Source organism: Bacillus sp. es.036 (assembly GCF_002563635.1).
Classification (GTDB): domain Bacteria; phylum Bacillota; class Bacilli; order Bacillales; family Guptibacillaceae; genus Guptibacillus.
Genome location: NZ_PDIZ01000001.1, coordinates 3,431,420 through 3,449,677, shown reverse-complemented (window position 1 = coordinate 3,449,677; position 18,258 = coordinate 3,431,420). Strand labels below are relative to the sequence as shown.

General features: G+C 43.2%; 25 protein-coding genes. 18 read left to right on the top strand and 7 right to left on the bottom strand.

All coding sequences use genetic code 11. The annotated features are described in order from the left end of the window. Positions 1 to 35 precede the first annotated feature (35 nt). Positions 36 to 548 (bottom strand): GNAT family N-acetyltransferase, encoded by a 513-nt coding sequence (locus ATG70_RS17320; RefSeq protein WP_098445495.1) that lies wholly within the window; start codon positions 546 to 548, stop codon positions 36 to 38. A 154-nt stretch (positions 549 to 702) separates the two neighbouring features. Next, positions 703 to 2,160 carry an aldehyde dehydrogenase family protein gene (locus ATG70_RS17315; protein WP_098445494.1) on the bottom strand — a complete coding sequence of 486 codons (1,458 nt, stop codon included), beginning with the start codon at positions 2,158 to 2,160 and terminating at the stop codon, positions 703 to 705. Between the two features lie 146 nt (positions 2,161 to 2,306). Here ATG70_RS17315 and ATG70_RS17310 point away from each other — a divergent pair, with 146 nt between their 5' ends. After that, positions 2,307 to 2,576: a hypothetical protein gene (locus ATG70_RS17310; RefSeq protein ID WP_098445493.1), complete on the top strand. Its 270-nt coding sequence runs from the start codon at positions 2,307 to 2,309 to the stop codon at positions 2,574 to 2,576. Here the strand turns inward: ATG70_RS17310 and ATG70_RS17305 are convergent. The 3 genes from ATG70_RS17305 to pxpB are packed head-to-tail and all read right to left on the bottom strand — an operon-like array spanning position 2,573 to position 4,979. Further along, positions 2,573 to 3,496, bottom strand: a complete 924-nt coding sequence (locus ATG70_RS17305; protein ID WP_098445492.1) for a biotin-dependent carboxyltransferase family protein — start codon at positions 3,494 to 3,496, stop codon at positions 2,573 to 2,575. The genes ATG70_RS17310 and ATG70_RS17305 overlap by 4 nt on opposite strands. Then, on the bottom strand, positions 3,493 to 4,260 hold the full coding sequence (locus ATG70_RS17300; RefSeq protein ID WP_098445491.1) for a LamB/YcsF family protein: 768 nt from the start codon (positions 4,258 to 4,260) through the stop codon (positions 3,493 to 3,495). The genes ATG70_RS17305 and ATG70_RS17300 overlap by 4 nt, the downstream gene beginning before the upstream one ends. After that, positions 4,257 to 4,979: a 5-oxoprolinase subunit PxpB gene (gene pxpB, locus ATG70_RS17295; RefSeq protein ID WP_179886315.1), complete on the bottom strand. Its 723-nt coding sequence runs from the start codon at positions 4,977 to 4,979 to the stop codon at positions 4,257 to 4,259. Before pxpB ends, ATG70_RS17300 begins: the two co-directional genes overlap by 4 nt. 187 nt (positions 4,980 to 5,166) lie before the next feature. Here pxpB and fliW point away from each other — a divergent pair, with 187 nt between their 5' ends. The 14 genes from fliW (at position 5,167) to flgL (ending at position 15,184) form a co-directional block, all read left to right on the top strand. Beyond that, the gene (gene fliW, locus ATG70_RS17290; RefSeq protein ID WP_098445489.1) at positions 5,167 to 5,616 is read left to right on the top strand and encodes a flagellar assembly protein FliW; all 450 of its coding nucleotides are present in this window, start codon (positions 5,167 to 5,169) and stop codon (positions 5,614 to 5,616) included. After that, complete coding sequence (csrA, locus tag ATG70_RS17285; RefSeq protein WP_098445488.1) at positions 5,617 to 5,865, top strand: carbon storage regulator CsrA; 249 nt, start codon at positions 5,617 to 5,619, stop codon at positions 5,863 to 5,865. 225 nt (positions 5,866 to 6,090) lie between these two features. Then, positions 6,091 to 6,933, top strand: coding sequence for a flagellin N-terminal helical domain-containing protein (locus ATG70_RS17280; protein WP_098445875.1), 843 nt, complete (start codon positions 6,091 to 6,093; stop codon positions 6,931 to 6,933). A 442-nt stretch (positions 6,934 to 7,375) separates the two neighbouring features. Continuing rightward, a complete protein-coding gene (gene flaG, locus ATG70_RS17275; protein ID WP_098445487.1) occupies positions 7,376 to 7,714 on the top strand; it encodes a flagellar protein FlaG in 339 nt (112 codons plus the stop codon). Positions 7,715 to 7,821: 107 nt separating this feature from the next. Then, positions 7,822 to 9,294, top strand: a complete 1,473-nt coding sequence (fliD, locus tag ATG70_RS17270; RefSeq protein ID WP_098445486.1) for a flagellar filament capping protein FliD — start codon at positions 7,822 to 7,824, stop codon at positions 9,292 to 9,294. A gap of 1 nt (position 9,295) precedes the next feature. Continuing rightward, positions 9,296 to 9,679 carry a hypothetical protein gene (locus ATG70_RS17265; protein WP_098445485.1) on the top strand — a complete coding sequence of 128 codons (384 nt, stop codon included), beginning with the start codon at positions 9,296 to 9,298 and terminating at the stop codon, positions 9,677 to 9,679. Positions 9,680 to 9,690: 11 nt separating this feature from the next. Beyond that, a complete protein-coding gene (gene fliS / locus ATG70_RS17260; protein WP_098445484.1) occupies positions 9,691 to 10,065 on the top strand; it encodes a flagellar export chaperone FliS in 375 nt (124 codons plus the stop codon). A 23-nt stretch (positions 10,066 to 10,088) separates the two neighbouring features. Then, positions 10,089 to 10,904 carry a flagellar motor stator protein MotA gene (motA, locus tag ATG70_RS17255; protein ID WP_098445483.1) on the top strand — a complete coding sequence of 272 codons (816 nt, stop codon included), beginning with the start codon at positions 10,089 to 10,091 and terminating at the stop codon, positions 10,902 to 10,904. Further along, positions 10,894 to 11,673 (top strand): flagellar motor protein MotB, encoded by a 780-nt coding sequence (motB, locus tag ATG70_RS17250; protein WP_098445482.1) that lies wholly within the window; start codon positions 10,894 to 10,896, stop codon positions 11,671 to 11,673. The genes motA and motB overlap by 11 nt, the downstream gene beginning before the upstream one ends. 16 nt (positions 11,674 to 11,689) lie before the next feature. Then, on the top strand, positions 11,690 to 12,121 hold the full coding sequence (locus tag ATG70_RS17245; protein ID WP_098445481.1) for a flagellar basal body-associated FliL family protein: 432 nt from the start codon (positions 11,690 to 11,692) through the stop codon (positions 12,119 to 12,121). A 112-nt stretch (positions 12,122 to 12,233) separates the two neighbouring features. After that, the gene (gene flgM, locus ATG70_RS17240; protein WP_098445480.1) at positions 12,234 to 12,494 is read left to right on the top strand and encodes a flagellar biosynthesis anti-sigma factor FlgM; all 261 of its coding nucleotides are present in this window, start codon (positions 12,234 to 12,236) and stop codon (positions 12,492 to 12,494) included. A 14-nt stretch (positions 12,495 to 12,508) separates the two neighbouring features. After that, positions 12,509 to 12,979 carry a flagellar protein FlgN gene (locus ATG70_RS17235; protein ID WP_098445479.1) on the top strand — a complete coding sequence of 157 codons (471 nt, stop codon included), beginning with the start codon at positions 12,509 to 12,511 and terminating at the stop codon, positions 12,977 to 12,979. A gap of 30 nt (positions 12,980 to 13,009) precedes the next feature. Next, the gene (gene flgK, locus ATG70_RS17230) at positions 13,010 to 14,290 is read left to right on the top strand and encodes a flagellar hook-associated protein FlgK (protein WP_098445478.1); all 1,281 of its coding nucleotides are present in this window, start codon (positions 13,010 to 13,012) and stop codon (positions 14,288 to 14,290) included. 18 nt (positions 14,291 to 14,308) lie between these two features. Then, on the top strand, positions 14,309 to 15,184 hold the full coding sequence (gene flgL, locus ATG70_RS17225; protein ID WP_098445477.1) for a flagellar hook-associated protein FlgL: 876 nt from the start codon (positions 14,309 to 14,311) through the stop codon (positions 15,182 to 15,184). Between the two features lie 40 nt (positions 15,185 to 15,224). Here the strand turns inward: flgL and ATG70_RS17220 are convergent, their stop codons facing one another. Together ATG70_RS17220 and ATG70_RS17215 are read right to left on the bottom strand one after the other, a co-directional pair. Continuing rightward, entirely contained in the window at positions 15,225 to 16,025 is an 801-nt protein-coding gene (locus ATG70_RS17220; protein ID WP_098445476.1) for a flagellar hook-basal body protein, read from the bottom strand. 11 nt (positions 16,026 to 16,036) lie between these two features. Continuing rightward, on the bottom strand, positions 16,037 to 16,855 hold the full coding sequence (locus ATG70_RS17215; RefSeq protein ID WP_098445475.1) for a flagellar hook-basal body protein: 819 nt from the start codon (positions 16,853 to 16,855) through the stop codon (positions 16,037 to 16,039). A 243-nt stretch (positions 16,856 to 17,098) separates the two neighbouring features. On the opposite strand from ATG70_RS17215, the gene flgB reads away from it, so the two are divergent. The 3 genes from flgB to fliE are packed head-to-tail and all read left to right on the top strand — an operon-like array spanning position 17,099 to position 18,252. Continuing rightward, positions 17,099 to 17,488, top strand: coding sequence for a flagellar basal body rod protein FlgB (flgB, locus tag ATG70_RS17210; RefSeq protein ID WP_098445874.1), 390 nt, complete (start codon positions 17,099 to 17,101; stop codon positions 17,486 to 17,488). A 5-nt stretch (positions 17,489 to 17,493) separates the two neighbouring features. Further along, positions 17,494 to 17,937, top strand: a complete 444-nt coding sequence (gene flgC / locus ATG70_RS17205; RefSeq protein WP_098445474.1) for a flagellar basal body rod protein FlgC — start codon at positions 17,494 to 17,496, stop codon at positions 17,935 to 17,937. 24 nt (positions 17,938 to 17,961) lie between these two features. Next, entirely contained in the window at positions 17,962 to 18,252 is a 291-nt protein-coding gene (gene fliE / locus ATG70_RS17200; protein WP_098445473.1) for a flagellar hook-basal body complex protein FliE, read from the top strand. Positions 18,253 to 18,258: the final 6 nt, after the last annotated feature.

The window sequence follows — 18,258 nt, the reverse complement described above, 5'->3', positions numbered from 1 at the left end:
AAAAGCCGCCCATGAGCGGCTTTTTGTGTGCCGTTTTAGACGCCGAACGCTTTCGGATACACCACTTCTCCGCTAATCTCTTTAAGCGCATCCTTTTTAAGTTCTTTCACCATAAAAGCATCTCCTGCATCAAACGGCCCCGAGATGTTCTTTTCAGAAGCAGGAACGAAACCGAATCGCGGGTAATATTCCTTGTGACCAAGGACCATAACGTGTCGGTATCCGAGCGAAGTTGCTCTCATCAAACCATCTTGAATGAGCATGCTCCCGATTCCTTCCTGCTGTAACTCAGGCACGACTGCGACAGGAGCAAGCGCAAGGGACGTGAGGTTTTCTTTTTCTGTTGAAATGGTGATTTCACTAAAAAGAATGTAGCCGACTGGATCACGTCGATTATGTAGCGCCACAAGAGAAAGCTCCGGGACAAAGTATGCAGAATCCCGAATCTCTTTAACCAGCGTTACTTCATCTTCTCCACCAAACGCTTTTTGTAAAATGGTTGAGATTTCCTCATGATCCTGTAACTTCTCTTCACGAACTTCAATCATGTTTCCATCTCCTTTTCTCTATCTATTTTTTCAAAAATGAAAATAAAAAGCAACAATATAGTCGTTCTCCCACTATTTCCCGGGTAACTCATTTTATTTAAGTAAAGGGAGCGCACGAAAAAAGCCCTCGAACGCATCGAGGGCTTTTTACTACTTATTGGAAAAATGGATATTGACGACGTTCTTGCTGAACAGATATCCATTTCACAGTTGTAAATTTATCAAGAGCCCATTCGCCGCCAAAACGGCCAAGGCCTGATTCTTTTTCGCCACCGAAGGCCATGTGCGCTTCATCGTTTACCGGCTGGTCATTAATGTGTACCATGCCCGTTTCGATTTGATGCGCAACCTGAACACCGCGGTTTAAGTCACGAGAATGAACAGAGCCACTAAGGCCGTATGGAGAACCATTTGCAATTTCAATCGCTTCGTCTACCGTACTAAATTTAATGATTGGCGCAACGGCACCGAAAATTTCATCTTTCGCAATTGGCATGTCATTCGTTACGTTCGTTAAAATAACCGGATGCATCACATTACCTTCGACTTCGCCACCAAGAATTTTCTCAGCGCCTTGCTCAAGTGACGTGTTAAGCGATTCTTGAATACGTTCAACAGCATCTTTGTTGATCAGTGGACCAACAGCTGTTTTCGCGTCAGACGGATCGCCAACTTGAAGGGAAGCGACTTTTTCTTTAAATGCTTCCACGAATTTGTCGTGAATGCTTTCATGCACGATAATGCGGTTGATCGCCATGCAAATTTGACCTTGATGCAAGAATTTACCGAACGCCGCTGATTCAGCTGCCTGATCGATATCGGCATCATCAAGCACGATAAACACGTTGTTACCGCCAAGCTCTAGTGCCGTTTCTTTAATGTTCTTACCTGCTAGTTCGCCGATATGTTGACCAACTTCCGTTGAACCTGTGAAGGAAATCAACTTTGGAATTGGGTGTGTGACGAACGCATCGCCTATCTCAGAACCACGTCCTGCAACGACGTTTAGCACGCCTTTTGGAAGTCCTGCTTCTTCAAATAGTTCAGCGATTAGGAAGCCTGCTGTAACAGGCGTTTCAGATGCTGGTTTAAGAACAACCGTGTTACCAGTTGCGATGGCTGGAGCAACCGAACGCATAGAAAGATGAAGTGGGAAGTTCCACGGTCCGATGACACCGATCACGCCTTTAGGGCTTTTATAAATACGGTTTTCTTTCCCTGGCGTATCAGAAGGGGCGATTTGCCCTTTCATGCGATAAGGGAACGATGCCGACTCTTTCACAACACGAGTGGCTGCCGCCCATTCAACGTTCGCTTTGATCTTCGTACTGCCTGATTCTTTCACAAGCCAGTCAACGATTTCTTCTTTACGTTCCGTCATAAGCGCCGCTACTTTATCGAGAATTTGCTGACGCTTTCCTGGTGTCGTCTGTGCCCATGATTTTTGTGCTTCTTTTGCCGTTTTGTAAGCTTTATCAAGATCTTCTTCAGATGCTGAGTTTAATGTAAAAATTTCCTCACCGGAAAATGGATTATAATTTGTTACAGTTTTGTCACTAGAACCCGTAACCCATTCACCGTTAATATATTGCTTCGTATATGTGTTAGCCATGAGTCATCCTCCTTTAGTGTACGTTAAAGAAGATTCCCGAATGCTTAAAGGATTAAACATACTAGCGCACATGAATGTTTTTCCAACATAAAAACGGCAGGGAAGGACAAATTGATAGTAATCCCTAAAGAAAGGAGGGAGACAGAATGCCGGAACCATTCCCGTTTTTTAATCAAGGGGAAGAGTTGAAAAATGCACATACGTATAACGTTTATGTGAATGACGATTATGTGGGCAATAAAATTTTGTTCTCTCAGTGTGAAAAGATTGAAGATCTGAGCGACTATTTAAATAGTAAAGGTTTCTACAATTTCCAGGCTGAAGCTGAAGGCGATCATTATCACCTGCAAATGACCGAACAAGATCAAGGGGAGGTTGTGAAGGACGAGCTTCACAGCTACCTCCGCCTGCATTAGCGCTGGATTCGCTCCCAAATACGGAGCTTCTGTTCAACCTGTTTCGACGCTTCTTGAGCTTCTTCTACCGTTACTTCTTTAAAACGAATTTTCCCACCAGGAGGAAGCTGGGCAATGAGTGGCAAATCAGGACCAATCACTGTTCCGATCCGCGTGTATCCACCTGTCGTTTGCCGATCTGCAAGCAGGATAATCGGCTGACCGTTCCCAGGGAGCTGGATGCCGCCAAGCGGAACTGCATCTGAAACAACGTTCGCCTCATGATGCGTTTTAAGCTCAGATTGAAGGCGGTAGCCCATACGATTTGATTGCGGCGACACTTCATGAGTCATAGCGAAAAAATCCGAAACGACCTTATCCGAGATTTGCTCATGATGAGGTCCTTTCACAACGCGAACTTCAACATCACGATCATAATCAGGAATCTCGGTGAAAAAGAGCCCGGTTCCTGCTTTTTGTTTTCTAGGCTCACCTACGAGTTCATCACCCTTCTGAAGCGGGCGTCCAAGTCCAGCTGGTTCATAAACGGAGCGACTCCCCATATAGCGACATGATTGAAATCCTCCTGAAACGGTGAGATAAGCGCGAACGCCAGTGCGCGGCTTTCCAAACTCAAGCACCTGTCCTTTTTTTATAAGTAAGGATTTCCATAGCGGAATCCGCTTTCCATTGATCATCGGAGATAAATCGCCTCCCGTTACAGCGATCACAAAAGATTCTTGTGCAATTAATTCTGGCCCCTGCATCGTCACTTCAAGACCCGCCGCACCTCGTTCGTTGCCAACCAAAAGATTACCAACCTGAAGTGCGAAGCGGTCAAGCGCTCCAGATGCCGGAACCCCGTACTTCAAATACCCGACACGACCTAAATCTTGATAGGTTGTATACAATCCTGGTTTATCGACTGAAAATAATTTCACCGGTTTCCGACCCTTTCCATCTCAATATTTTCTTCCGTCAACCGTTTCCGAAGCGCCTTAATAAACGCAAGCGCTGACGACTCGTCTCCGTGCACACAAACCGTATCCGCTTCAATTGAAATAATCGAGCCATCCACGGCTGTTACGGTTCCTTCTTTCACCATTTGAATCACCTGTTCGATCGCCGCTTGCTCATCTCGAATCATCGCATTTTTTTCAACACGTGGGGTAAGCGAACCATCAGGCTGATACGTTCTGTCGGCAAACACTTCTGAAGCATAAGGAAGTGCAGCATCCTGCGCAGCGCGAATAAGCTCTGAATTAGCAAGGCCGAATAGAATCAGCTCTGAATTAAAATCTTTTACGGCCTGCGCAATGGCGTTTGCGAGTTCGGGATCTTTAGATGCCATATTGTAAAGCGCACCGTGCGGTTTGACGTGCTGAAGGGGAACTTCATGTGCGCTGCAGAACCCGTGCAGGGCTCCGATTTGATAAAGAACGAGCGAGTACGTATCCTCTGGTGTAATGTTCATATTGCGACGGCCAAAACCAACTAAATCAGGAAATCCGGGGTGCGCCCCGATACCAACATGATGCTCTTTCGCCCATTCCACCGTTTTATTCATAATATGCGGGTCACCGGCATGATAGCCACATGCAATGTTGGCGGAAGAAATGAGCTCAAGCACCTGTTCATCCTGACCAACAACATAAGTACCAAAGCTTTCCCCAAGGTCACTGTTTAAATCAATGCGAAATGTCATTCGGAGTCCTCCCTGCGTTCAAGTTCGTACGTGCCATCCTCAATTTCTCGTTGAATGCGCTTAAATTCATCTTCAGTAATCGATGTAAACCGCAAATAATCACCCTGCTCAAACAGAAATGGCTCTTCTTTTTCCGCATCAAAAAGCTTTAACGGCGTGCGCCCGATAAGATTCCAGCCGCCAGGTGAATCGAGCGGATATATCCCAGTCTGACTTTCAGCAATACCAACCGATCCAGCCGGAACAGACTTCCTTGGATTTTCAAGGCGCGTCATCGCGAGTCGTTCATCAACTCCGCTTAAGTAAGGAAAGCCTGGTAAAAAGCCGATCATGTTAATGAGGTAGTGGAGCTTTGTATGTAAGTCGATCACTTCTTTGTTGGAAAGGTTGTTGGCAGCTGCGAGATTTTCAAGGTCCGGACCATAGTCGCTTCCGTAAACGGTTGGAATGGTAATCACTGTATTCGTTTTCTGTTCATTTGCGTCAATTTCGTTCGCGATAGGTTGAAGGACGTTAGTCATTTCTTCATACGAAAGCTTCCACGGATCATAGTAAACGGCGACAGAGTCATAGGCAGGTACCCATTCCGTAATGCCAGTATGATGGTGGTGTAGCTTTTGACAAAACGATTGAATTTTATTCGTAAGGGCAGTTGAAATGTCTTCATGAAAACAGCATTTCACAGCTGCTTCACCGAGCGGATAAAAGGTGATCTTCATGACGCTTTCTCCTTTCATGTTGATCATTATGTGATTAAGAATAAAACTTCGACACAATTCTGCTTTTTCAGCGGTTGTCTGTTACTTTAAGTTTACCGAAATTTCAAAAAGACAACAAATTATCCATGGAAAAAAGCGCTATAGGCTTTATAATGAAGGTACACACTGATCAACAAAGGAGATCGCTATGAAATTACATACTGCACGCTTTGGAGAAATGGACGTCACCGAAGAACGTCTCGTCACGTTTGAAAGTGGCATCCCTGGCCTTGAGCACTTTACAACTTACTGTCTATTACCCGCCGATGACAATGATGAGTCTCCTTTTTACTTTTTACAATCAACAGAAGAAAGCGGCCTGTGCTTTTTCCTCGCAGATCCGTTTTCCTTTTATCCAAATTATGAAGTAAACCTTGACGATAGCACGCTTGCCCAGCTTAATTTAACCGATCCAGCCCATGCGCTCGTTCTTTCCATTCTTACTGTTCAGGGTTCATTAAAAGAAGCGACAATGAATTTAAAAGCACCGCTTATATTTAACACCGAAAAACATACTGGAAAACAACTTGTCTTAAAACAGGAGTATGGCATCAAAGAACCTCTCTTAAAGCAAGTGAACACAGAGGAGGCGGAGTAAATGCTCGTACTTGGACGTAAAAAAGGCGAATCGATTGTGATTAATGATGAAATTGAACTTAAGATTATTAGCATTGATGGTGACACCGTTAAGCTTGGTGTAGAAGCGCCGAAGAACATTGCCATCCACCGAAAAGAAGTGTATGAAGCCATTCAGTCAGAGAATAAGCTTGCGGCGATGCAGGAGTTTAGCCTGGAGGATTTGAAGGAGTTTCAGAAGAGTAACAGTTCAAAGGGACCGAAGTCATAAGACGGAGGTTCTTTTTTGTCCTCCGAGAAGGTGTATCCTTCTTAACCTGAATTATAAGCAAAACGATAATTATCGCTAGAGCTTGAGATAAATCCAAGTTTTTCTAAATATTTTTCAGATAACTATTAAACATCCTAAAATGCCTGCCGATAATAGTGGTGTTAGGAAGTCCAAACGGATGTGGATTTTCTTGATAAAACCAATTACATGGAGGTAGATTTAGGGATGATTATTAATCACAACTTAGCAGCAATGAACACGTACAATCAGATGGGTGCGAACCAATTGAACGCATCTAAGAACATGGAGAAACTTTCTTCAGGACTAAGAATCAATAACGCAGCAGATGATGCAGCCGGGCTTTCAATTTCTGAAAAAATGCGCGCACAAATTCGTGGGCTTGATCAAGCTTCACGTAATGCTCAAGATGGAATAAGCCTATTGCAAACAGCAGAAGGTGGATTGAATGAAGCGCATTCTATTCTTCAGCGTATGCGTGAATTGAGTGTACAGGCAACTAATGATACTAACATTAGTGAAGATCGTGCCGCAATTCAAACTGAATTAGATGAGCTTACTTCAGAACTAGGAAATATTAATACTCGAACTGCATTTAACAAGCAAAACCTCCTTGATGCTTCTTCCGGATCTGCTACTGATGGGCAGATAACTCTACAGGTTGGAGCTAACACTACAGAGACAATGGTTATGGATTTTTCTAAAAAAGGTATTAACCTAACTGAAATTGTAGGAACTGATTTGACAGGTTTATCTGTTGCAACATCCACTGATGCTGATGCTTCTCTTCAAGCTATCGAAACAGCTATCCAAGACGTAAGTGCTGGTCGTTCTCAAATTGGAGCTTATCAAAACCGACTTGAACACACTATCAATAATCTTGGCACAAGTTCTGAAAACTTGACTGCTGCTGAATCTCGTGTCCGCGACGTAGACATGGCAAAAGAAATGATGGACTTCACTAAGAACAACATCCTTAACCAGGCGTCACAAGCAATGTTGGCTCAAGCTAATCAAAGTTCTTCTGCAGTGCTTCAGCTGCTAAGATAATTGATTGAACAGGGCGTCTTATCTGGTAACGGGTAAGAGCATAACCGGGTGAATTGTTGGAACTTCCTGAAGCTTGATTCCCCACAACGTGACTGGAAACGGTGAGCGTGAAGGGTTGAAAAGAATCAAGATTGGATAATCAGCAGCCAAGCTCCTGTCTCGAAAGAGTGGAGAAGGTTCAACGACTAGGATAAACCATCTAAGGCGAAAGCTATGGTGATGAAATCCGTAGGGTGGCAAACGCCATTCGAAGTGCCCGGCCCTTTCGAACACGAGAGGTGAAGATATAGTCTATTCTGTCTCCGAAAGGAACAGCGGCAAAGCAAGCCAACCAACAGCCACAAGCTGTACTACAACTTCTACGTTAATTTACTCACAAGGTGGTCTTCAATTGAAGGCCACCTTTTTTAAAACAAATTGATACGGAATTGGAGAGTAGCTGATGGAACTAAGAGACGTTTCAATCACACCTATTGGACCAACTAAATTAACTCAAATAAAGAATACTGAAATGAATAAGACGGTCGAAAAACATGAGGTAGTAGAAAAAGTTTTATCAAAAGAAATCGTCGAGCACCACATCAACTCCCTAAATAACTACCTCGAACCATCTCAAACCTCACTCAAATTCCAACTCCACGACAAACTAAACGAATACTACGTCCAGATTATAGACACAAAGACAGATGAAATCATTAAAGAAATCCCTTCAAAAAAGTTCCTTGATCGCTACGCGGCAACGGCTGAGCTGTTGGGCTTTATGGTCGATCAGAAAATCTAACTGGTTGAACTCTCTGTGGAGGGTTCTTTTTAGGTCTTTTTACACCTTAAACAATTCACTCCCCCTGCCGATAGTATCAATAGAAGGTATGAACGGAGGAGATGTTCATGAGAATTTCCGGGTTAGCGACGGGGATGGATACAGATCAGATGGTAAAGGATCTCATGATGGCGGAGCGAATTCCGCTCGATAAATTGTCTCAAAAGAAGCAAACGATGGAATGGCAGAAGGAATCTTATCGTGAATTAAATACGATGATGTCGGATATGCGAAGCATGGCTTCATCGATGCGGTTGCAGTCTGGTTACAATGCTTTTAAAACCGTTTCATCTAACACAGGAGCGGTTACTGCTACAACGACATCTACCTCTGTCCCAGGTTCTTATTCGGTTACCGTTAACGAACTCGCTCAAAGCGCCAAGTTTACATCTGGACAGGCCATTCAAAACGAAGCGGGCAGTGCGGCGAAGGGAACAGATAAATTGCTTCAAACAGGTGAAGCGGATACGACGCTTCAGCTTACAAATAGCAAAGGGCAAACGGCTTCCATTACGATCACTGCGTCAGACACATTTAAAAGTCTCGCAGAAAAAATAGCCGGTGCGACAGATGGTACGACTGGTGAATCACTTGGCTTACGAGCAAGCTTCGATGACACGATCTCTCGCTTCTTCATTTCATCGAAAGCAATGGGCGGAGATGAGTCCTTTTCGCTCGGATTCAGTGATCCAACGGTAGAAAGTCGTATTCTCGGAGGCGCTGCCAACACTGCACAAGGGAAGTATGGTTCTGTGACGTTTGATGGGATTGTTGTTGATAACTTGAAAACGAATACCACAACGATCAATAATCTAAAGCTTGATTTCGTTCAAAAAGGGACTTCCACCGTTTCGGTTCAAAGTGATGTTCAGGCTCCTTTTGACATGATTAAGAATTTTGTTGAGAAATACAACGAGTTCATTGATAAAGCGCAGGGGATGCTGACTGAAAAGCGAAATCGCGATTTTCCACCGCTCACAGATGCACAAAGAGAAGACCTTAGTGAGAAAGAGATTGAGCTTTGGGAAGAAAAGGCGAAGAGTGGGATGCTTCAAAGTGATGCGACGGTTCGAGGGATTGTGAGTGATCTCCGCAATGCCTGGATGTCACCGGTTAGCGGAATTCCGGCAGGTGAGCTTAGCATGCTTTCGCAAGTTGGGATCAATACCGGTTCTTATCAGGATGGAGGCAAGCTCTTTATTGATGAAGCGAAACTTAAAAGTGCTCTGGAGCAAAAGCCAGATCAGGTCATGAATCTGTTTACGAGCGGCACAGATGGAATTGGCGATCGTCTTTACGATTCCGTGAACAAAGGGATCGATCAGCTAGGAAAAAAAGCAGGTACGCCAGGAACGCTTGTCGATAGTAGCTTTCTTTCAACGAGATTAAAAGATTTAGATGAACAGATGGAAAACTGGGAAGATAAGCTCGTGACGATTGAAGATCGGTATTGGAAACAGTTCTCTGCGCTTGAAACGGCGATGAGTCAACTTAATCAGCAAAGTGCATGGGTACAACAAAACTTACTTGGGGGGATGTAAAATGAGAAGAATTGATGCGTTAAATCAACTGCATGTGGTGACAAATCAAATTGCAAAATCACTTGGTGAAATCAATCCATCCATGAATGAAGATGGTACAGAAAAGCTTGACGGTATTAATCATATGATCACACGTCGTGAGGAAACAATTAAACTATTAGACGAAGCGATGGAGACAGAAGGCAAGGATTGGACGGAAGATGAGCAAGGACTATTACAACAGCTAAGCGCTCTTGAAGAAATGATTCAACCTAAGTTGTCGGAGCTTTATTCAGCTTTTTCGGATCAAATGAGACGTTTCCAGCAAGGAAAAGCAGCATCTAATAATTATAAGTCAAAGACAGCTGCATATACGGACGGCGCCTTTTTCGATCAGCGTAAATAGGAGGGATTTTTATGGCTATGAAAAATCCATATCAAATGTATCAAACTAATGCGGTCGCAACGTCATCGCCTCAGGAATTAACGTTAATGCTCTATAACGGCTGTATCAAATTTATCCGTTTGTCCAATATCGCGATGGAAAAAGGCGATATGGAAGCGAAGAACACGAATATCATTAAAGCGCAAAACATCCTTTATGAATTGCGTTCGTCCTTAAATATGGAGGTGGAGCTCTCCCAAACGATGGATGCGCTCTATGAGTATATGATTTCACAGCTTGTAACGGCGAATATTCAAAATGATACGAGCATTTTAAAAGAAGTCGAAGGCCTTGCGGAAGAGTTTCGAAATACGTGGAAGCAAGCGATGGAACAGGCCAAGAAGTAAGTTAAACAAAGAGGGTGAAAGCAATGGAAAAAACATCTCTGTTCGGTGTGCTCCTCGGTTTTTTCGTCCTAGTTGGCGGATTAATTCTCAAAGGTGCAAATCCGGCTGCTCTATTAAATCCCGCTGCCCTCGTGATTATTTTTGTTGGGACAGCGGCAGCACTACTTATCGCATTTCCATTTAACGAGATTAAGAAATTCCCAACATTATTAAAAATTATCTTCTCCAATCAGAAGCTTCTTACCGAAAAAGAGCTAATCCCGATGTTTCGTGAATGGGCAACCGTTGCTCGTCGTGAAGGCCTCCTTTCCCTTGAAAATAATCTTGAAGAGATTGATGATGATTTTCTAAAAGGTGGCTTCCAAATGGTGATTGATGGTCATTCACATGAAGCGATTGAGGAAATTTTAGTAGAAGATATTGAAGCGATGAAAGAACGTCACAGGATGGGAGCGGGGATCTTTACTCAGGCTGGTACGTATGCCCCGACGCTCGGTGTTCTTGGAGCGGTTGTTGGTCTTGTTGCAGCACTCAGTCATCTAGGTGATATGGAGCTCCTTGGAAAGTCGATTGCGGCGGCGTTTATCGCCACGCTTTTTGGGATTTTCACAGGTTACGTTCTCTGGCATCCGTTCGCAAATAAGTTGAAGCGTAAATCCAACGCTGAGGCCCGTATTAAAATGATTATGCTTGAAGGTCTTCTGGCAGTTCAGTCAGGCGCATCGCCCCGCATGGTAGAAGACAAGCTTCTCGTCTACTTGCCAAGTAAGGAACGAAACCTTGACACTGAAAAGAAATCAAGTCAATCAGAGGTAGAAGGAGTAGGCGCTGATGCGTAAGAAGAGACATGAGGAGCATGAGGATCACGTCGACGAAAGCTGGCTCATTCCATATGCCGATATGTTAACGCTTCTACTTGCTCTTTTTATCGTTCTTTTTGCGGCAAGCACGGTTGATGTAAAAAAGTATGAAGCCATTACACAATCCTTTCAAGAAGTGCTAAGTGGGGGCACCGGAATTTTAGAAGGCGAACCTGCCATGCTCGACCCAGAAGATGGTTCCTTTGTAGGCATGACGGATGAGTCTGAAAAAGAAGAGGAACAAGAGGACGATCCGGAAGAAAAAGCGTTGGAACAGGATCAGAATAAGCTTCAGAAATTACAGGGTCGTATTGATGAATATATCGCCGATCAAGATCTTGACTCTTATTTAAAAACGAAGTTAACGGAAGAAGGACTTTTAATTACGATAAAAGAAGCAGCGCTGTTTCAAAGCGGAAAAGCCGTGTTAACAGGAGATGCGAAGCCACTGGCCAAGCAAATTTCAGATCTTCTCGTTACGGATCCACCGCGTCGGATTACGGTTACCGGTCATACGGATGATCGCCCGATTAAAACGTCACAGTATCCATCGAATTGGCACTTAAGTTCTGAGCGCGCGCTTAATTTTATGACAGAGCTATTGAATAACAAGAAGCTTGATCCAAAGTTATTTAGTTTTACAGGATACGGGGAATATCGCCCGATCGATTCGAACAAAACGGAAGAAGGCAGGGCAAAGAACCGCAGAGTTGAAGTGCTCATTCTTCCATACAACGTAGAAAACTAGAATAAGAGGTGAAAGAATGAAACGGATTCTAATAATCTTCCTAACAGCTCTTGGTATTGTCGGGGCTGGGGCTGCTGCAGCCGTGTTTTTTCTCGATATTGACTTAAAAAAAGTGGTGGCGCAGGAAGAGAAAGAACCAACAGCGGAAGAGCTTGCCGCAAGAAGCTTTACGATGGAACCACTCACAACAAATTTATCATCAGATCATTTTGCGATTGTGCAGCTGAACTTGCTAGCTGATCATGAGAAGAGCTATAAAGAACTTGAAGTTCGTAATCCCGAATTAAAAGCGATCGTGATCTCAACGTTAGCCGGTCTTACAAAAGAAGATTTGAAAGGATCTGAAGGTCTTAAAACGTTTGAAGAATCGATCAAAAACGAAGTGAATCAAGTGCTGCATGACGGAAAGGTAGAACGCGTTCTCGTCACGGACTTTAAAATTCAATAAGCGGTTAACTTTTTTCAAGAAATTTCCGATAATAACGGTATAATCCTCAAATTCGGGTACGAATAATAGAATAGGAGTAGTATGATAAACTATCGGAAAGAGGTGACCGGATATGAATATTAATAAACCATCAGCACCACCCATTGTAAACCCTTACGAGAAGCATAATCCTGTTACGAAAGTAGAGCAGGTGAAAAAAGCTCCTCGAGAAGATGAGCTTCAAATTTCAAACAAAGCGAGAGAACTATACGACATGAAGACCGAACAAGACCGTGAAGCGAAAGTAACGGCCATCAAGAAGCAGATTGAAGAAGGTACGTATCGTGTCGACAGTCAAAAGACAGCTGAGAAGCTGTTTGATCAGTGGTTTTAACAGGAGGCGGCCCGATGGGACAGGAACTTTTAGAGGTTATGGGTGAAATGATTCGTCTTCATGAGAAGTTAATCGTTCTTTCTGAAGAAAGACAAGAAGCGTTAATAGAACGAGACGTAAAGCGATTGACAGAAGTCATGAACAAAGAAAAGGAGCTTCTTCAAAAACTTAGTAGTAGTGAAGAGAAGCGGCAGCAGATTACACATAAGCTTGCAGGTAGAACAGACCAAACGCTTAAAGACGTTGTAGGCTTGTTAAGTCCCCCTGTTAAACGAATGGTTGAAAATCGAGCGGCTGATTTAAAAGAAAAAGCGGAAAAACTTCAGCGTATGAATGATGTAAATGAAGAGTTGTTAAGGGATGGGATGGCATTTGTCCATCATATGATTGGTCATTTAACCACATCAAATCAATCGATCACTTACGGCAGGCCCAACCAGAAGCCACTGCAAACACCGCGAGGATATTTTGATACGAAAGCCTGAGGGATCAGGTTGAGAAAGGAACGGATTTGAATGACGTCTACGTTTCATGGATTAGAAGTCGGTAAGAGAAGTCTCTACACGCAACAAACGGCTCTTACGACAACAGGAAATAATATCTCAAATGCGAATACTCCGGGATATTCGAGGCAGCGAGTGGATATGCAATCAACGTCTTCCATACCGTATCCTTATCAAACTGGTAGCTCATCCTCACAGCTTGGGACTGGTGTAAGTGTTGAATCGATCGAACGTGTTCGTTCTGAATATCTGGACAGCCAGTATCGCGAGCGAAATGGTCAATTAGGAGCTGATTCGACAAAGCTTGAAACGCTTCAACAAATCGAAGAAATGACGAGGGAACCAGGCAACGGACTAAGTGCGTCCCTCGATCGCTTCTTCTCAGCGTGGGAAGATCTTGCTTCAAACCCAGACAGTCTTGCGGCTCGTGCAGTTCTTGTGGAACGTTCAGACGAACTGCTATCACAGGGGAAAACGTTAAATGATGGGTTAGCGAGTCTATCTAAAAGTTTGAATGACCAAATGACAGCTGTGAACGATCAGATCAATGCCATCTCTTCACAGATTGATAGCTTAAACAAAGAAATTGCGTTAAAACCTGAAGCGAACGAGTTAAAGGACCGACGTGACCTTTTAATGGATGAAATGTCAGGACTGAACGCACAAAATACTGGAAAACTTGAAGGTCTGAAGCAGTCGCTAAGTGAAGTAGATCATTTTCAAAGTGATCTAAATGAAGTGTTTAATCAACTCATTAATGGATCTGGTATGAATAATCTTATGACAACTGGAGATTCACTAGTTAAAGATGGCAACGGTACGATGCAAAAAGGAAAGGCGATGTTTGATACAAGTGGGACTGGCGATACATTTCTTGAAACAGTCAGTGTGAATCAAGAAGTAAAGGCCAATCCAGCTACGATCGCTGCTTCTTCTACTAATAGTGAAGTGAGTAATGGCGATATTGCCACTACAATAAGCGATTTAAAAAACGAAACACTTTCGTTTGATGTGGCAAATTCAAATGTAAATGCAGAAGCTAGCGTTAGCGACTTTTACGGTATGCTTATTTCAAAAATTGGCGCAAAGTCCCAGGCTTCGGAACGATCTGTGGAAAGTCACCAGGCCGTCTTAAAGTCGATTGATCAAAATCGGATGTCAGTAAGCGGCGTCTCGCTTGATGAAGAGATGTCGAACCTCATTCAATTTCAACATGCTTATAATGCAGCGGCTCGCTATGTCAGCACGACCGATGAGCTTCTTGACGTCATTATTAATCGCATGGGCGTTTAGTAGAAAGGAGATCATCATATGAGAATTACACAGCAAATGCTTAGCTCAAACATTACCTCTCAGCTACAGCAAAATCTCTCACGCTATGAAAAAGCGAATGAACAGGTTTCGACAGGGAAAAGGATCAATACGCCTTCTGATGACCCTATTGGTGTTCAGAAATCTTTGAAACTGGCCTCTCAGCTAGCTGATAATGAGCAATATGAACGTAATACTGATTATGCTCTTTCCTGGATGGAAACAACCGACCAGGCCCTTAACAGCCTCTCTAATGCACTTCAGCGGGCAAATGAGCTAGGCTTACAAGCGTCGAACGGAACGAACTCACTAGAAGATCAGCAAACGATTGCAAAAGAAATTGAACAATTACGCGCTGAGATTCAGGATATTGCCAATACAAAGTTTGATGGAAAGTACATCTTCAATGGACAGAAAACAGATCAACCGATTCAAATTGCAGAGAATGGCGATCTAACGTATAACAACCAGCCACTGATGCAGCGCATGTCTTCTAGCAATACGATTGAAATGAACGTTACGGGAGAAGTGTTTGATGGGAAGGTAAACCTGTTTAAGACGCTTGATCAGCTTTCAAGCGCATTAGCGAGTGGGGATCAGGAAGGTGTTAGCAGTGCACTGGAACAGATTGAAACTGGTAAAGAGCAAGTGTTAAACAGCTGGACTACCCTTGGCGCAAAGCAGTCGAGAGTGGAGGGGATGAATCAACGCTTGAAAGAAGAAAACCTTTCCATACAAACGCTTGTTTCTAAAAATGATGATGTGGATTTTGCCGAAGCCATCATGAAACTTAAAACCGAAGAAAGCGTCTACCAGGCTTCTCTTGCTGCAAGCGCGAAGATCATTCAGCCATCTCTATTAGACTTTCTTAGATAAACAAAATCCCTCTCATGCGAGAGGGATTTTGTTTATCGAATTATCTTTTAATTGTATTGGCAAGCCCCATCATTTCATCGGCCATTTTAATCGCCTGGCTTTGGAATTGGAGGAGTCGCTGTGTGGAGATCATCTCCGTTGTTTCATTCGTTAAATCCACGTTCGACATTTCAAGGTAGCCCTGTCTTGTTTTATATTCTTCTCCATCTAGCGCGACAAGCTCAAGCTCATCATTCTCTTGAAGAGAAAATTCATTTCCTCCAACGTTCACAAGGGATTGAGGGCGATCGATTTTGGCGATGCTGAGCTGAAACGTTTGGTTATTGCCGTTCGCATCCGTCGCTACCAGTTCTCCGGCTTCAGTGATGCTGATTTCGGATGGATTACGATCAAACGTAATCGCATTGCCGTTCGTATCCAGAATCGCGTTCCCACGGCTTGTTACGAGTGAAAACGCTCCGTTTTGATTCTGTATCTCAAATGATCCGTCTCTTGTATAGTTTACGGCATCCCCATTTTGAACGCGAAAATAAACATTTTCTCCTTCAAGCATCATATCCAGATCACGGCCGGTCTCTTGTGCAGATCCTTGTTCATTTCGCAGAGTCGTTAAACCAACTTTTGATCCAAAACCAACGCGAAGGTTTTCGGGCGTTTCTCTTCCAGGCTCAGTTGCTTCGCCAGTTTGATTTGCATATGTTTGGGTTAAGAGATTCTGGAACATCGCTTCTCGGCTTTTATAGCCTGCTGTATTCACGTTTGCGATGTTATTTGCGATCGTATCCATCTTTTTTTGTGTCTGACTAAGTGAAGAAGATGCGGTAGCCATTTGTATATTCAATCGTAACCCTCCTAGTAGACGCGACCGACATCATTTACGGCTTTGTCGATGCTTTGATCGTACGTTTGTAATACTTTCTGATTTGCTTCATATAAACGATACGTGTTCAGCATATCCGTCATTGTTGTCGTCATATCCACGTTCGAACCTTCGAGGTAGCCTTGTTTTACAGCATATTCGGTGATATCAGTTGTTTGAATATTGATTGGCGCATCAGCTTCATCGCCTTCCCATGCAAAAACGCCATTTCCTTGCTGAGTGAGATTAGTAGGGTTATCGGTATAGCCAATCCATAGCTGCTGTTCGTTGCCATTTTCCTCGAGAATCGTGCCATCGTCTGTCACAGTGAACGAGTCGCTCGTTAGTTGAATCGGCTGAAGATCTTCGCCAATTACTTGATCGCCTTCACTTGTCGAAAGAAAACCCTCTTCATCGACAGAGAAATTTCCATTTCTAGTGTAGCGAATCGCGTTATCCTCAAGACGAACACCAAATAGAAGTAGTCCTTTTTTACTATTTTCTGCATCGATTGGGAGATTCTCATCGATAAGCGCCAAATCTGTTTGTTTGCTAGTTTCTTTAAGAGAACCGCTTGAAAAGTTAGGAATGCCTTCTTGCGTATAGACGCCAGATTGGAGCGTGCCAATGGAAGAGTTAGGGGGCGTATTCGTATTTCTTTCTTTCATTAAGTATTCAGGGAAGGAACGGAAAGTTGCTTCATCCTGCTTAAAGCCTGGTGTTTCAGCATTTGAGAGATTATTCGTTAAGAACTGTTGCTTTCGCTCACTTGCCATCATGCCGGACGTAGCTGTATACATGCCTTTAAACATTTTTTCGCTCCCATCGTAGTACGATCGTACGTGTACTTAGAAAATTATACCTCTATTATACCGCTTAGATGTGGGAAAATTAAGTGAAAAAAGTCGTTTTTTAGGTGAAAACACTCATTTACTATTATTTTTGACAATGCTATGCTAACAATATCGAAAAAAATGTCGAATGAGTACATTTTTGGATTTAAAACCAATATTTACCTATAAAAACACATTTATACAAGGAGTGTGGAAAGCTTCGTGAATGTTTTTCAATCGATCAAACCGCTTGAACAAGCATTAAATGCGTCAACCGTTCAACAGCGAACCATTACGTCAAATATATCAAATGTTGATACCCCTAATTACAAACGACAAACCGTTTCATTTCAAGATAACCTGCAGGAAGCTACTAGGAACCTGCAGAGCTACAAATCAAACCCCAAACACGTCCCTTTTAGTAACGAAAAAAATTCATTAAATCCCGTTGTTAAGACCGATCAACGTACAGTAAATCAATCGAATGGAAACAATGTTGACATGGATGTTGAAATGGCAGAGCTCGCGAAAAACCAGCTTTGGTACAATGCGATGGTTGAAAAGACGAACAGCCAATTCCGTGACTTACAAACCGCAATTCGAGGGAGCTAATGAGAATGAATTTATTTAATGGATTCAATTCGAGCGCTTCAGCGTTAACAGCAAATCGCCTTAGAATGGATGTCGTGTCTTCCAATATCGCCAATGCCGAAACAACGCGTTCAGAACTTGTTGATGGTGAATGGCAACCGTACAAGCGAAAAGTAGTAGAGCTAGAGGAAAACTCGTTTGAAAGCAAGCTCCAAAAGGCGATGGGGAACGAATCGTCTTCTACTGGAGTGAAGGTATCAAACATACAAGAAGATAATGCGCCAAATAAGCTTGTTTATAATCCCGCTCATCCCGATGCGAATGAAGAGGGGTATGTAGAGATGCCGAATGTCGATATGGTGAAGGAAATGGTTGATCTTATGTCAGCCTCACGTTCATATGAAGCAAACGTAACGGCGTTAAACGCCACAAAAAGTATGTATATGAAAGCGCTCGAGCTTGGAAAGTAGAGATGTCGAGCATAGGGGGATTATATGAACACAATTAGTGCACTTCAGCAACTTCCAGCTCAGGCAAAGTCTCAGGTTTCTTCAGGAGAGGCAACAGCTGATTTTGGTCAAATGCTACAGGATGCGATTAAACAAGTGAACTATAATCAGGTCGCATCGGAAGAAATGACAAATAAGCTCGTAACTGGAGAAGTTCAGGATGTTCATGAAGTCATGCTTGCAGCACAAAAAGCCTCACTTTCTCTCAATTTAACAGTTGAAGTGAGAAATAAGGTTATTGAATCATACCAGGAAATCATGCGCATGCAAATGTAGCCAATC

Bases quoted from the DNA above. Each gene is read 5' to 3' on its own strand.
- flgL (WP_098445477.1), top strand. From the start codon at position 14,309: ATGAGAATTACACAGCAAATGCTTAGCTCAAACATTACCTCTCAGCTA.
- csrA (WP_098445488.1), top strand. From the start codon at position 5,617: ATGCTCGTACTTGGACGTAAAAAAGGCGAATCGATTGTGATTAATGAT.
- fliD (WP_098445486.1), top strand. From the start codon at position 7,822: ATGAGAATTTCCGGGTTAGCGACGGGGATGGATACAGATCAGATGGTA.
- fliS (WP_098445484.1), top strand. From the start codon at position 9,691: ATGGCTATGAAAAATCCATATCAAATGTATCAAACTAATGCGGTCGCA.
- ATG70_RS17280 (WP_098445875.1), top strand. From the start codon at position 6,091: ATGATTATTAATCACAACTTAGCAGCAATGAACACGTACAATCAGATG.
- ATG70_RS17215 (WP_098445475.1), bottom strand. From the start codon at position 16,855: ATGTTTAAAGGCATGTATACAGCTACGTCCGGCATGATGGCAAGTGAG.
- ATG70_RS17310 (WP_098445493.1), top strand. From the start codon at position 2,307: ATGCCGGAACCATTCCCGTTTTTTAATCAAGGGGAAGAGTTGAAAAAT.
- motA (WP_098445483.1), top strand. From the start codon at position 10,089: ATGGAAAAAACATCTCTGTTCGGTGTGCTCCTCGGTTTTTTCGTCCTA.
- flgK (WP_098445478.1), top strand. From the start codon at position 13,010: ATGACGTCTACGTTTCATGGATTAGAAGTCGGTAAGAGAAGTCTCTAC.
- fliE (WP_098445473.1), top strand. From the start codon at position 17,962: ATGAACACAATTAGTGCACTTCAGCAACTTCCAGCTCAGGCAAAGTCT.
- ATG70_RS17300 (WP_098445491.1), bottom strand. From the start codon at position 4,260: ATGACATTTCGCATTGATTTAAACAGTGACCTTGGGGAAAGCTTTGGT.
- flgM (WP_098445480.1), top strand. From the start codon at position 12,234: ATGAATATTAATAAACCATCAGCACCACCCATTGTAAACCCTTACGAG.
- ATG70_RS17320 (WP_098445495.1), bottom strand. From the start codon at position 548: ATGATTGAAGTTCGTGAAGAGAAGTTACAGGATCATGAGGAAATCTCA.
- flgC (WP_098445474.1), top strand. From the start codon at position 17,494: ATGAATTTATTTAATGGATTCAATTCGAGCGCTTCAGCGTTAACAGCA.
- pxpB (WP_179886315.1), bottom strand. From the start codon at position 4,979: ATGAAGATCACCTTTTATCCGCTCGGTGAAGCAGCTGTGAAATGCTGT.
- ATG70_RS17265 (WP_098445485.1), top strand. From the start codon at position 9,296: ATGAGAAGAATTGATGCGTTAAATCAACTGCATGTGGTGACAAATCAA.
- ATG70_RS17315 (WP_098445494.1), bottom strand. From the start codon at position 2,160: ATGGCTAACACATATACGAAGCAATATATTAACGGTGAATGGGTTACG.
- fliW (WP_098445489.1), top strand. From the start codon at position 5,167: ATGAAATTACATACTGCACGCTTTGGAGAAATGGACGTCACCGAAGAA.
- flaG (WP_098445487.1), top strand. From the start codon at position 7,376: ATGGAACTAAGAGACGTTTCAATCACACCTATTGGACCAACTAAATTA.
- ATG70_RS17235 (WP_098445479.1), top strand. From the start codon at position 12,509: ATGGGACAGGAACTTTTAGAGGTTATGGGTGAAATGATTCGTCTTCAT.
- ATG70_RS17245 (WP_098445481.1), top strand. From the start codon at position 11,690: ATGAAACGGATTCTAATAATCTTCCTAACAGCTCTTGGTATTGTCGGG.